The sequence below is a fragment of the Pantoea sp. FN0302 genome (genome assembly GCF_050113775.1).
Taxonomy (GTDB): domain Bacteria; phylum Pseudomonadota; class Gammaproteobacteria; order Enterobacterales; family Enterobacteriaceae; genus Mixta; species Mixta alhagi.
The window spans coordinates 77,660-90,406 of sequence record NZ_JBNJSM010000004.1 but is presented as its reverse complement, the minus strand read 5'-3'; the positions used below and the strand labels follow the sequence as shown (position 1 = coordinate 90,406).

Genomic DNA, 12,747 nt, shown 5'->3' with positions numbered 1-12,747 from the left:
GCGTTGTGGATGAGGTAAGTAATTCTTATCCTACGAACACTTTCCATAGTAGCTGGCGGAAAATCGGCATCATTGGGTGGAACTGGATTGCCGTCAGGCTGCCCACGCCAAGTATAAAGCCCAGCGGCGCTAGCCAGCGCAGCCGCTCCACAGGCAGCCAGCGCGTCGCCCAGTCACGCTGTTTGTCGGCGCGCCACCAGCGCCAGCATAGCCATGCCCCCAGCCAAAGCAGCAGTGCCACCGCCAGCAGCAGCCAGATAAAACCGCCGCTCTGCGAATCCTTCGGCACATCGATCGCTACCCCGGCAAGGATGCCCGGCAACAGATAAAGCGGCGGCCATAAGATACTGCCAATGATGCTCGGCAGCAGAAACTTACGCGCCGGCAACTCCAGCATCCCTGCAGCCATCGGAATAAGCGGTCGCGTTGGCCCAACAAAGCGCCCTACCAGAATGGTAAACATGCTGTGCTGATGCAGCGCATGCTCGGTTCTGTCCAGCATTTTCTGGTGCTTTTTCAGATAGCTCCAGCGATGCAGTGGCCCCTGAAATTTCCAGCCAATACCATAGGAGATCCAGTCAGCCAGCAGGCAGCCCACCAGCCCTGCTGCCCAGGCGGGATAAAGCCCCAACTGGCCGCTGCCCACTAACGCGCCCAGGCTAGCCATCATGACCGTGCCAGGCAGCAGCAGGCCAACCAGCGCCAGCGATTCCAGAAACGTTACCAGTGCTACGGCAAATAGCGCCCATTCAAGTGATTGGGTAATTAGGTGTTCCAGCCAGGCTTCCATAAGCGTCCTCTGAGTCATCTTCGGCTGGATTGTCCTGAGCGGATGAGATAGCGTCAAGTAGGGATTTGTATGGGGATATTGACATGAATTGACAACGACTTTACCGCTGTCACAGAGGCGTAGCGCTCTGCCCTGCCACAGAAAAGCACGCTGGTCGGAATGATGGCAGGCTGGCGGCTCCGCCTTCCTGATTTAGTTAAATCCCACTTCAATCAGCTCACCATTCGCTTTTTGTATATAGCGGGTATTATTCAGCCAGTAACTGACTTCACCGTCACGGGTTAAGGTGATATACATTAACCGGTCCTTTTCGATACAGTTTTTTGGCGGTGGCATATCATCAAAACAAAGACGATCATATTTTTCCAGCGCTTTATAACCCTCGCCGAAGGCCCAGATAGCAATATTATAATCCTGTAGATAAGCCTTAGCGGAAAAACCATTCGCTTTCATTAATTCATCTTCATTCTTTAGCCACCAATTTATTTTTTGTTTACTGGTTAAAGGTAAGTGATCAACTAATATATGCCAGGAGTGCGGGCTCCTGTGTGTAGCGATGACGTTAACCGATCGATAAGAGAAATACGCAAAGGCTATTACTGATGTCACCATAACCGTTAAAAGTAAAGCAGCTAAACCAGTTAGTAATTTCCTCATGACTTCCCACCGGATATATTTATAATCGCACTCATATTAGTAAAATAAGGTTTATAGCCGAATCGCTGGTAACGCTGCAAAACAAACCAAATCCGAAAAAACTTAAACTGCCTAAATTTATGTTTCATAATATCAGTTTTATCAAGACCAAAGTGGTCTTGAGCCTGATAATGAACGCGGGCGCGCCATGTCTCTCTGCCCATGTCTAATGATAAAATTTTTATTTTCATGGCATAAATATCATGCACAGTAATACCCAGACCGTTAAAGCTATCCTGCGTTCTGTTGAATTTAGGCAAAATCGTGTCTTCAAATGTCGTGGTTAACCACGAGCTTGCCGAACAAGGGTAAAATCCTTTTTTATAATTTATATATCTGTCTATCGTGGCTTTTATCGCTTCTAGTGTGCTCTTCTCAGAAGAGTCTTTTAATATCTGCTCCCTTAATGCTCTGTCCAGCGCCTCATCACTAAATGGCGCGCCTTTACCATACTCCATATGGTGGATCATTTTATTAATTAGATGACGATAAGGGCTATAAAAAGAAAACGGTAAAGCCAGTCGACGCATTTCATCAAACATTAGCCTGGCACATTCGCGGTAGCTGCATATTTCAGTATCGGCACCACGCATATTATAAAACCTCGATTGTGGCAGATTGAAAGGTGATAATTTTATGCACGTATAAGGATTCACTCTCTCTGAGACATCCGTCAGATGATAAAAATCTTGTAACTGAGAGGCGGTTAAATCGCCATATTTCATATCCGCGGCGGCCGTATCGTTCATCTTCCGTTGCGTGGTAAAAATAGTATAAGGAAAAGTTAACGCTTCCATTCATTATGCTCCCTGCGGAACGTACGATTACCAGCTATTTTTGGAAATTATTTAGCGCCTTATAAATATCTTTAAAGCGCAAAAAAGGATGCAAGACCTGTCCCGAATTAGGTGCTCCGTGTCCATACTCAACGCGCCTCAGGCACTGGATAAATAACCATGTTATACTGCCCTTTGTTTCAGATAAGAGGGCTTCTGGTGAGCAACATCCGCGCAGGCTTTTTGCTGACGCGCCACTGGCGCGATACGCCCAACGGCACCGAAATCGTGCTTTGGCTGGCCACTGACCAGGGGCCGCAGCGTGTTGTATTGCCGCCGCAGGAATCCGTCGCCTTTTTGCCCGCCGAATATCAGCAGCAGGCGCAACGGTTGCTGGCCGATGAACGCCACTGGCGGCTTACGCCGCTCGCGCTGAAAGACTTTCGTCAGCGCCCGGTGCTGGGGCTCTACTGCTCGCAGTATCGTCAGCTACAGCGGCTGGAAAAGCTGCTGCGTGAAAACAACATTCCACTCTATGAAGCAGACGTGCGCCCGCCGGATCGTTTCCTTATGGAGCGCTTTATTACCGCACCGGTCTGGTTTAGCGGAGAGTCCGCAGGCAACGATCTCATCAATGCCCGCCTTAAACCGCACCCCGACTACCGTCCGCCGCTGAAGTGGGCCTCGCTCGATATAGAAACTACCCAGCACGGCGAACTCTACTGTATTGGCGTTGAAGGCTGCGGCCAGCGCATTGTCTGGATGTTAGGGCCGGAAAACGGCGATGCCAGCCAGCTCGATTTCGAGCTGCACTATGTCGCCAGCCGCCCGCAGCTGCTGGAAAAGCTGAACGCCTGGTTCGCCAGGCAGGATCCTGATGTGTTGATTGGCTGGAACGTCGTGCAGTTTGATCTGCGCGTGCTGCAAAAGCATGCTGACCGCTACGGCATTCCGCTGCGTCTGGGCCGCAATCAGCAGCCGCTGGAGTGGCGCGAGCACGGCTTTAAGCCGGGCGTGTTTTTTGCCCAGGCGGCGGGCCGCCTGATTATCGACGGCATCGAAGCATTAAAGTCGGCTTTCTGGAATTTTGACTCTTTTAGCCTGGAGTCGGTGGCGCAACAGCTGCTGGGCGAAGGCAAAGCGATCAACAATCCGTGGCAGCGCATGGAAGAGATCAATCAGCGTTTCGCCAACGATAAACCCGCGCTGGCGCGCTATAACCTGAAAGACTGCGAGCTGGTCACGCGCATTTTTGAGAAAACCGAGCTGATGCCCTTTTTGCTGGAGCGCGCCAGCGTCAACGGTCTGGCGGCGGATCGCCACGGCGGCTCGGTGGCCGCCTTCAGCCAGCTCTATTTTCCGCGTATGCATCGAGCCGGCTTTGTCGCACCGAATCTCGGCGAGATTGCGCCGGAAGCCAGCCCCGGCGGCTATGTCATGGATTCACGTCCCGGCCTGTATGATTCAGTGCTGGTGCTGGATTATAAAAGCCTCTATCCCTCAATTATCCGTACTTTTTTGATCGATCCGGTTGGACTGATTGAAGGGCTGGCGCATCCGCAGGATGACGCCTCGGTGCCCGGCTTCCGTCACGCGCGCTTCTCCCGACATAATCACTGCTTGCCTGCGATGGTTAATCAGATCTGGCAAGGGCGGGAAGAGGCGAAGCGTCAGGGCAATAAGCCCTTATCGCAGGCCTTAAAAATTATTATGAACGCCTTTTATGGCGTACTGGGCACCAGCGCCTGTCGTTTTTTCGATCCGCGTCTGGCCTCTTCCATTACCCTGCGCGGGCATGAAATTATGCAGCAGACGCGCCAGCTAATAGAAGCACAGGGTTTCGAGGTGATTTATGGCGATACCGATTCCACTTTTGTCTGGCTGAAATCGCCCCACGACAGCGCCAGCGCTGATGCCATTGGCCGGGAGCTGGTGAACCATGTTAATCAGTGGTGGCGCGTCCATCTACAGGCGGAATACCAGCTAGAGAGCGCGCTGGAGCTGGAATATGAGACGCACTTTGTTCGTTTTCTGATGCCAACCATTCGTGGCGCGGAACAGGGCAGTAAAAAACGCTATGCCGGTTTGATTCGTGAAGGCGATCGGGAACGGATGGTATTTAAAGGGCTGGAAACGGTACGTACCGACTGGACGCCGCTGGCGCAGCAGTTCCAGCAGGAGCTGTACGGACGTATTTTTCGCGGCCAGCCCTGGCAGGACTATATTCGCACCAGGGTACAGCAGCTGCTGGACGGCGAGCTGGATGCGCAGCTGGTCTATAAAAAGCGGCTGCGTCGCCCTTTGCATGAGTATGAGCGCAATGTGCCGCCGCACGTGCGTGCCGCGCGTCTGGCTGATGAGCATAATCAGAAGCTGGGCCGTCCGCTGCAGTATCAAAAAGGCGGTTCTATCCGCTACGTGATCACCACTTCCGGCCCGGAGCCGCTGGAGGCGCGAACGTCAACGCTGGACTACGATCACTATTTATTTAAGCAGCTACAACCGGTGGCTGACGGGATATTACCCTTTGTGCAGGATGACTTTGCTACACTGATTACCGGGCAGTTGGGGCTTTTTTGACAGGTGACGAATCCATTACCTTCCAGTACCATAGCGCCCTTCCTGAACTTCACCGCTCCTGAGCATCAGCCAGACACCCTATTGCCTGGCCGCAACGCTATTGTCCGAGCGGGAGCATGACATCTGTTATTACGAGAATCGAGCTAAATATCTATGCCTTTTACACTTGGTCAACGCTGGATCAGCGACACGGAAAGCGAGCTGGGGCTGGGAACTGTGGTTGCACTGGATACCCGTATGGTTACCCTGCTTTTCCCTGCTACCGGTGAAAACCGTCTCTATGCGCGAAATGATTCTCCCATTACCCGTGTGATCTTCAATCCCGGCGATACCGTGACCAGTCATGACGGCTGGCAGCTGGAAGTGGCCGAAGTGCGCAATGATAATGGCCTGGTAACCTATATCGGTACCCGTCTGGATACTCAGGAATCCGTAGAGCTGCGCGAAGTGCTGCTCGACAGCAAGCTGGTATTCAGCAAGCCACAGGATCGTCTGTTCGCCGGTCAGCTTGACCGTATGGATCGTTTTGCGCTGCGTTTTCGCGCGCGTCGCTATCAGAGCGAGCAGTATCGTTTGCCTGTTAGCGGTTTGCGCGGAATGCGTACTAACCTGATCCCGCATCAGCTGCATATCGCTCACGATGTGGGCCGTCGCCATGCGCCGCGCGTACTGCTGGCGGATGAGGTTGGCCTGGGTAAAACCATCGAAGCGGGGATGATTATTCATCAACAGCTGCTGGCTGGCCGCGCCGATCGCGTGCTGATTGTGGTGCCGGAGACGCTGCAGCATCAGTGGCTGGTGGAGATGCTGCGCCGTTTTAACCTGCGCTTTTCGCTGTTTGACGATGCGCGCTATGCCGAAGCACAGCACGACAGCGACAACCCGTTCGATACCGAGCAGTTGGTTATCTGTTCACTGGATTTTGTGCGCCGTAATAAGCAGCGTCTGGAGCTGCTGGCGGATGCCGAATGGGATCTGCTGGTGGTGGATGAAGCGCATCATCTGGCCTGGAGCGAAGGCGAACCGAGCCGCGAATATCAGGTGATTGAGCAGCTGGCGGAGCAGATCCCTGCCGTGCTGCTGTTAACGGCAACGCCCGAGCAGCTGGGCATGGAGAGCCACTTTGCCCGTTTGCGTCTGCTGGATCCCGATCGTTTCCACGATTTCGAGCAGTTTGTCGCTGAGCAGCAAAATTACCGTCCGGTGGCCGATGCGGTTGCCATGCTGCTGGAAGATAAGGCGATCGGCAACGATGAGATGAACGCGCTGAGCGAGCTTATCGGCGAACAGGATATTGAGCCGCTGCTGCAAACCGCTAACGGCAAGGGCGAAGGCAAGCAGGCGGCGCGCGAAGAGCTGATTCGTATGCTAATGGATCGCCACGGCACCAGCCGCGTGCTGTTCCGCAACACCCGTAACGGGGTAAAAGGTTTCCCGCAGCGCGTGCTGCATCAGATCCGTTTGCCGCTGCCCACGCAGTATCAGACGGCTATCAAAGTTTCTGGCATTATGGCGGCGCGCAAGTCAGCCGAAGAGCGCGCGCACGATATGCTTTATCCAGAGCAGATTTATCAGGAGTTCGAAGGCGACAGCGGCACCTGGTGGAACTTCGATCCGCGCGTTGAATGGCTGATGGGCTATCTGACCAGCAACCGTGATGAGAAGGTTCTGGTGATTTGTGCCAAGGCGGCGACCGCCCTTCAACTGGAGCAGGTGCTACGCGAACGCGAAGGTATTCGCGCTGCGGTGTTCCATGAAGGTCTTTCGCTGATCGATCGCGATCGCGCCGCTGCCTGGTTCGCCTCGGAAGAGAATGGCGCACAGGTGCTGCTCTGCTCTGAGATTGGTTCAGAAGGTCGTAATTTCCAGTTCGCAAATCGGCTGGTGATGTTCGATTTGCCGTTTAACCCCGACTTGCTTGAGCAGCGCATTGGGCGTCTTGATCGTATCGGCCAGGCGCGTGATATTGAAATCATGGTGCCTTATCTGGAGAAGACGGCACAGTCGGTGCTGGTGCGCTGGTATCACGAAGGCTTAAATGCCTTTGAACAGACCTGCCCGACCGGTCGTACCGTATACGATAGCGTGCACGATCAATTGATCGGATATCTGGCCGCGCCGGAGAATAGCGAAGGTCTGGACGCGTTTATCCATGCCTGTCGCAAGCAGCATGACACGCTGCGCTCTCAGCTGGAGCAGGGCCGCGACCGTCTGCTGGAGCTGAACTCTAACGGCGGCGCGAAGGCCGAGGCGCTGGCCGATGAGATTAGTCAGCAGGATAATCATATTGAGCTGGTGAATTTCGCGCTTAATCTGTTCGATATTGTCGGCATTAATCAGGAAGATCGCAGCGATAATTTGATTGTGCTGACGCCTTCCGATCATATGCTGGTGCCTGATTTCCCGGGGCTGCCGGAAGAAGGCTGTACCATAACTTTCGATCGTGCGCAGGCGCTGTCGCGTGAAGACGCACAGTATGTGACCTGGGAGCATCCGATTATCCGTAATGGTCTCGATCTGATTCTGTCCGGCGATACCGGCAGCTGCGCCCTGTCGCTGTTGAAGAACAAGGCGCTGCCGGTGGGCACGCTGCTGATGGAGCTGATTTACGTGGTTGAAGCACAGGCGCCGAAGCATCTGCAACTGACGCGTTTCCTGCCGCCGACGCCGATGCGTCTGTTGGTGGATCGTAAAGGCACCAATCTGGCCGATAAGGTGGAGTTTGAGAGCTTTAACCGTCAGCTGAACGCGGTGAATCGTCATAACGGTAGTAAGCTGGTGAATGCGGTGCAGCAGGATGTGCATGCTATTCTTCAGCTGGCGGAGCCGCAGGCAGCAGAAGCGGCGCGTAAGCTGATTGACGCCGCACGTGTTGAAGCCGATGAGAAGTTGAGCGCCGAGCTGGAGCGTTTGCAGGCGCTGAAAGCGGTTAACCCGAATATCCGTGAAGATGAGATCGCCGCGCTGGAGAGCAATCGCAGCGAGGTGCTGGCCAGCCTGAACGATGCCGGCTGGCGTCTGGATGCGCTGCGTCTGATCGTGGTTTCTCATCAGTAAGCTAACCGGAGAACGCACAGGCTATGGAACCCTATAACCCGCCGCTGGAACCCTGGCTGCATATTCTGTATCAGGACGATCACATTATGGTGGTCAATAAGCCGAGCGGGTTATTGTCTGTGCCTGGGCGTCTTGAGGAGCATAAGGATAGCGTGATGACGCGTATTCAGCGTGATTTTCCGCTGGCTGAATCGGTGCATCGTCTGGATATGGCAACCAGCGGGGTGCTGGTTGTAGCGCTGAATAAAGCTGCAGAGCGCGAGCTAAAGCGTCAGTTTCGCGAGCGTGAGCCGGAGAAGAGCTATGTTGCCCGAATCTGGGGGCATCCGCAGAAAGACGACGGTCTGGTGGATTTGCCGCTGATTTGCGACTGGCCAAATCGTCCAATGCAAAAAGTTTGTTTTGAAACCGGCAAGTCGGCGCAAACGGAGTATCAGGTGCTGGAGCGGGCGGCAGATAATAGCGCCCGTATTCAGCTGAAGCCGATCACCGGACGTTCGCATCAGCTCCGTGTGCATATGCAGGCGTTAGGTCATCCAATTTTAGGCGATCGTTTTTATGCGCATGAGGCGGCGCTGGCAATGGCATCTCGCCTACAGCTGCATGCGGAGTGGCTGACGATTACGCATCCCGCATTTGGCAATAAGATGACGTTTCGCCAGCCCGCCGATTTTTGACGGATTTGCGGGCGCGGATTGCATCGACTGGTGGTTCGGATGATTGCGTGGCGGGATTGCTTTGCTGATGGTTAGGCGGTAACGCGGCGAAATTGCGTGGGCTGGATGATTGTGAGGGCGTCAGCGGCGGGCGGGTCGTTCCGTAAAGACGCAAAAGACGTCATCCATGACAGCTCGGCCCGCGCCGTCCCTGCCGCGGGACGCTTTACTACACGACCCGCCCGCTGCTTCCCATACTTCTGAGTCGCCTGTTCGCCGCTTCTCAGGCTGCTGCGTTGCTTATTTGCCGCTTCTCATATTACTAAGTTATCTGTTTGCCGCTTTTTACGCTATCGAGTCACCGGAGTGCCGCTTTCCAGGCTATTAAACTGCTTGTCTGTCGCTTCCCATACTCTTGAGTCGCGGGTGCGGTACTTCTCACACTATCGAGCGGCTTGTCTGTCCCTTCCCATACTATTGAGTCGTCGGTTCGCCGCTGATCTATCAACGATGTAGTTTTTATTGGTTAAGTATCGCAAGCGCGGGCTCAAGGGAGTGGGAGGGCCGGGGCCGTGAGGCGGACCTCCCGCGCCAGGGATGGCGCGGGCGGAGGCCCCAGGGATGGGTGCATGCCGTGCCGCCGATGGCCCCGGCCCTCACGCAACCAGCACGGAGCTGCCCTCAGGTTATCCGCTGGCTATCCGGCAACCAGCACGGAGGTGCCTTCAGGCTATCCGCTGGCCTTCCCGCGTTCAGCGCGAAAACAGCTTCAGACCGATGCCATACTCTGCCGCGCCGGTTCAACAAACTATTTAAAATTTCGTTCCTTGCGAATCAGATCCCACGCAGCCTGAATCTCCTGCGCCTTCTGCTTCGCCATCTCCATCATCTCCGGCGGCAGCCCTTTCGCTACCAGCTTATCGGGATGATGTTCCGCCATCAGCTTACGCCAGGCGCGTTTAATGGTCATATAATCATCGGTGGGTTTCACGCCTAACACCTTACAGGCTGCCTCCAGCGTGGGTCCCTGCTGCGCGCCATAACCTTGCCCGCCCTGCCCGCTACCGCCCCACGAATGATATCCGCCGCCAAACTGCTGGCCGCCTTCCATCATGCGCAGAAACTGATCGAACTGCGTGCGCGAAATACCTAACTCTTCCGCGATCACATACAGCACCTGACGCTCGTTAGGATGCAGGGAACCATCGGCAAACGCGGCCTGAATCTGAATCTCTAAAAACATCCTGATCAGATCAAAGCGCCCAAAACAGGCGCTGCGTAACTCACGCAGCTTATGGCGCAGCGGATAATCGCTCTGCTTGCCTTCACGAAACGCCTGCTGCGCCTGGGCGCGCGCCGTACCGTGCAGCTGCATGCGATCCATCTGCTGAGAAGCGATCTGAATATCCGCTTCGGTTACCCGGCCCTTGGACTTGGTAAGATGCCCCATCACCTGAAACGTGGTGCGGAAAAAAATCGACTGTCGGGTCTGATTGTTAGAAAACCAGGCTTTTCCCTGTGTCTCACGGATTTTATCGACTAAGTGGCCCAGCACCAGCCCTAGCAGCAGCCCCCAAAAGCCTGCTCCGGATAACAATCCCAGCAGTAGACCAATTACTTTTCCCCAATAGCGCATATACTCCTCAATTCGCCATGCCGAAGGCTAAAAATTGCATTATCATACCTGTCATTTATCTCACTGCCTAACGGCAACGCGGACAGACAAGGATTAACACTGGCGCAACGCAGTACAGTACGTTAGTCTCTGACCGTTTTGTCGGCATGATGCCAGTAATTACGGAATTCTCGATACCGCGTATGAAAAAACGTATACCCACACTGCTGGCCACGATGATTGGCGCAGCGCTTTATAGTCAGCACGCCCTCGCCGACGATTTAATGTCGCAGTGTATGCTGGGCGTACCAAACTATACCCGTCCCGTGGTTCAGGGTGACGCCAATCAACTGCCGGTAACGATACATTCTGATGATGCGAAGGGTAACTATCCCGACGATGCGGTCTTTACCGGCAAAGTGGATATTCAGCAGGGCAACAGCCGCCTGCGTTCCGACGAAGTTCAGCTGCATCAGCGTCAACAGCCTGGCCAAACCACCCCGCTTCGCACCGTCGATGCGCTGGGTAATGTGCACTATGATGACAACCAGGTCATCCTGAAAGGTCCGAAAGCCTGGTCTAACCTGAACACCAAAGATACCAACGTCTGGAACGGCGATTATCAGATGGTGGGGCGTCAGGGGCGCGGCACCGCCGATCAGATGAAACTGCGCGGCAACAACCGCTACACCATCCTGGAAAACGGCACCTTTACCTCGTGTCTGCCAGGCAGCAATAGCTGGAGCGTGGTCGGCTCGCAGGTTATTCAGGATCGTGAAGAGGAAGTGGCGGAAATCTGGAACGCACGTTTTAAAATTGGTGCCGTTCCGGTTTTCTACAGCCCTTATTTGCAGTTGCCGATCGGCGATCGACGCCGCTCTGGTTTCTTGATCCCTAACGCCAAATATAGCAACAATGATGGCTTCCAGTTTGCGCTGCCCTATTACTGGAACATCGCGCCGCAGATGGATGCCACTATTACGCCAAACTATCAGAGCAAGCGCGGCCTGCAGTGGCAGAACGAATTCCGCTATCTGACCACCGCCGGTAGCGGCCTGATTGAATTTGACTATCTGCCGAGCGACGACGAATACAAGCGTGACGAAGCGGCGCGCGGTCATGACGATGGCGACTCTAACCGCTGGCTCTTCTTCTGGCGTCATTCTGGGGTGTATGAACAGCACTGGCGCTTTAGCGCCAACTACACCAAAGTCAGCGATCCTTACTATTTCAACGATCTCGACTCTAAATATTATTCCACGACCGACGGCTACGCCACGCAGAAGTTCAGCGTCGGCTATGCGGATACCAACTGGAATGCCACGATCTCCAGTAAAGATTTCCAGATTTTTGATACCAACCGTTCAAGAAACGTCTATCGTGCGCAGCCGCAGTTCGACTTTAACTACTACAAAAATGACATTGGGCCGTTCGATACCCATCTTTATGCGCAGGCGGTGCAGTTCTCCAACGTAAACGATGAGTTGCCGGATGCGGTACGTCTGCACGTGGAGCCAACCATTAACCTGCCGCTGGCCAACGAATGGGGCAGCCTGAACACTGAGGCAAAACTGCTGGCAACCCACTACCAGCAGAGCAATGTTGATTATTATAACTCCCGCACCGGTAACGCAGATAATCAGTTAAAGGGAAGCGTTAACCGCGTTATGCCACAGTTTAAAGTGGATGGCCGCATGGTGTTCGAGCGCAACATGAACTGGGCGGAAGGCTATACCCAGACGCTTGAACCACGCATCCAGTACCTCTACGTTCCGTATCGCGATCAGAGCCATATCCAGGCGTATGACTCTACGCTGCTGCAAACTGACTATACCGGCCTGTTCCGCGATCGTACTTACAGCGGTCTGGATCGTATTGCTTCAGCCAACCAGGTCGCCAGCGGCCTGACCTCGCGGATTTATGATACCGATCTGGTTGAACGTTTTAACGTATCCGTAGGTCAAATCTATTCGTTTACCCCGTCGCGTACCGGGCTGAACAGTACCAGCGATGAAGATGACACCGGCAGCCTGATCTGGGCCGGTGACACCTGGTGGCGCGTTAGCGACCGTTGGGGCGTACGCGGTGGCCTTCAGTACGATACGCGTCTGGATAATATTGCGCAGGGCAACGCGGTGGTGGAATACCGTCGTGACGCTGACCGCATGGTGCAACTGAACTACCGTTACATCAGCCCGGAATATGTCGCCAGTGCGCTGAACCGCAACATTACCAACAATCCGATTTACGAAAACGGTATTTCGCAGGTTGGGATGACGGCCAGTTGGCCAATCGCTGACTCCTGGGCCGTAGTGGGCGCGTACTACTACGATACCAAGGAGAAAAAGGCGGCTGATCAACTGGTAGGCTTACAGTATAGCTCCTGCTGTTATGCCATCCGCGTGGGTTACGAGCGTAAAATCAATGGCTGGGAAAACAGCGAAAGTAAGTACGAAAACCAAATCTCATTCAACATTGAGTTGCGTGGCCTGAGCCCGAACTACGGACTGGGCTCCAACCAGATGCTACGTGAGGGCATTCTGCCTTACCAGCGCGCTTTTTGATGTTGTAATGTTT

Annotated in this window: 8 protein-coding genes; 4 read left to right on the top strand and 4 right to left on the bottom strand. The window is 54.2% G+C overall.

Annotation, left to right across the window (positions count from 1 at the left end):
* Nucleotides 1–25 precede the first annotated feature (25 nt).
* The 3 genes from ACQE32_RS15610 to ACQE32_RS15600 form a co-directional block, all read right to left on the bottom strand.
* On the bottom strand, nucleotides 26–790 hold the full coding sequence (locus tag ACQE32_RS15610; protein ID WP_426974451.1) for a DedA family protein: 765 nt from the start codon (nucleotides 788–790) through the stop codon (nucleotides 26–28).
* A 192-nt stretch (nucleotides 791–982) separates the two neighbouring features.
* Entirely contained in the window at nucleotides 983–1,447 is a 465-nt protein-coding gene (locus ACQE32_RS15605; protein ID WP_427022062.1) for a DUF943 family protein, read from the bottom strand.
* Nucleotides 1,444–2,283, bottom strand: a complete 840-nt coding sequence (locus ACQE32_RS15600; RefSeq protein ID WP_427022061.1) for a DUF3289 family protein — start codon at nucleotides 2,281–2,283, stop codon at nucleotides 1,444–1,446. Before ACQE32_RS15600 ends, ACQE32_RS15605 begins: the two co-directional genes overlap by 4 nt.
* Nucleotides 2,284–2,481: 198 nt before the next feature.
* On the opposite strand from ACQE32_RS15600, the gene polB reads away from it, so the two are divergent.
* From polB to rluA, 3 genes are all read left to right on the top strand, one after another.
* Complete coding sequence (gene polB / locus ACQE32_RS15595; protein ID WP_426982079.1) at nucleotides 2,482–4,842, top strand: DNA polymerase II; 2,361 nt, start codon at nucleotides 2,482–2,484, stop codon at nucleotides 4,840–4,842.
* Nucleotides 4,843–4,995: 153 nt separating this feature from the next.
* Nucleotides 4,996–7,899, top strand: a complete 2,904-nt coding sequence (gene rapA / locus ACQE32_RS15590) for an RNA polymerase-associated protein RapA (RefSeq protein WP_426974447.1) — start codon at nucleotides 4,996–4,998, stop codon at nucleotides 7,897–7,899.
* A 23-nt stretch (nucleotides 7,900–7,922) separates the two neighbouring features.
* A complete protein-coding gene (gene rluA / locus ACQE32_RS15585) occupies nucleotides 7,923–8,576 on the top strand; it encodes a bifunctional tRNA pseudouridine(32) synthase/23S rRNA pseudouridine(746) synthase RluA (protein ID WP_426982078.1) in 654 nt (217 codons plus the stop codon).
* A 787-nt stretch (nucleotides 8,577–9,363) separates the two neighbouring features.
* On the opposite strand, the gene djlA is transcribed toward rluA, so the two are convergent.
* Nucleotides 9,364–10,191, bottom strand: coding sequence for a co-chaperone DjlA (gene djlA, locus ACQE32_RS15580; protein ID WP_426974445.1), 828 nt, complete (start codon nucleotides 10,189–10,191; stop codon nucleotides 9,364–9,366).
* Between the two features lie 182 nt (nucleotides 10,192–10,373).
* Here djlA and lptD point away from each other — a divergent pair, with 182 nt between their 5' ends.
* Nucleotides 10,374–12,734 carry an LPS assembly protein LptD gene (gene lptD, locus ACQE32_RS15575; protein WP_427022060.1) on the top strand — a complete coding sequence of 787 codons (2,361 nt, stop codon included), beginning with the start codon at nucleotides 10,374–10,376 and terminating at the stop codon, nucleotides 12,732–12,734.
* The last annotated feature ends 13 nt before the right edge of the window (nucleotides 12,735–12,747 follow it).

What these genes read in the sequence shown, in the direction of transcription:
- ACQE32_RS15610 (WP_426974451.1), bottom strand. Translation starts at nt 790, where the DNA reads ATGGAAGCCTGGCTGGAACACCTAATTACCCAATCACTTGAATGGGCG.
- ACQE32_RS15605 (WP_427022062.1), bottom strand. Translation starts at nt 1,447, where the DNA reads ATGAGGAAATTACTAACTGGTTTAGCTGCTTTACTTTTAACGGTTATG.
- ACQE32_RS15600 (WP_427022061.1), bottom strand. Translation starts at nt 2,283, where the DNA reads ATGGAAGCGTTAACTTTTCCTTATACTATTTTTACCACGCAACGGAAG.
- rapA (WP_426974447.1), top strand. Translation starts at nt 4,996, where the DNA reads ATGCCTTTTACACTTGGTCAACGCTGGATCAGCGACACGGAAAGCGAG.
- rluA (WP_426982078.1), top strand. Translation starts at nt 7,923, where the DNA reads ATGGAACCCTATAACCCGCCGCTGGAACCCTGGCTGCATATTCTGTAT.
- djlA (WP_426974445.1), bottom strand. Translation starts at nt 10,191, where the DNA reads ATGCGCTATTGGGGAAAAGTAATTGGTCTACTGCTGGGATTGTTATCC.
- lptD (WP_427022060.1), top strand. Translation starts at nt 10,374, where the DNA reads ATGAAAAAACGTATACCCACACTGCTGGCCACGATGATTGGCGCAGCG.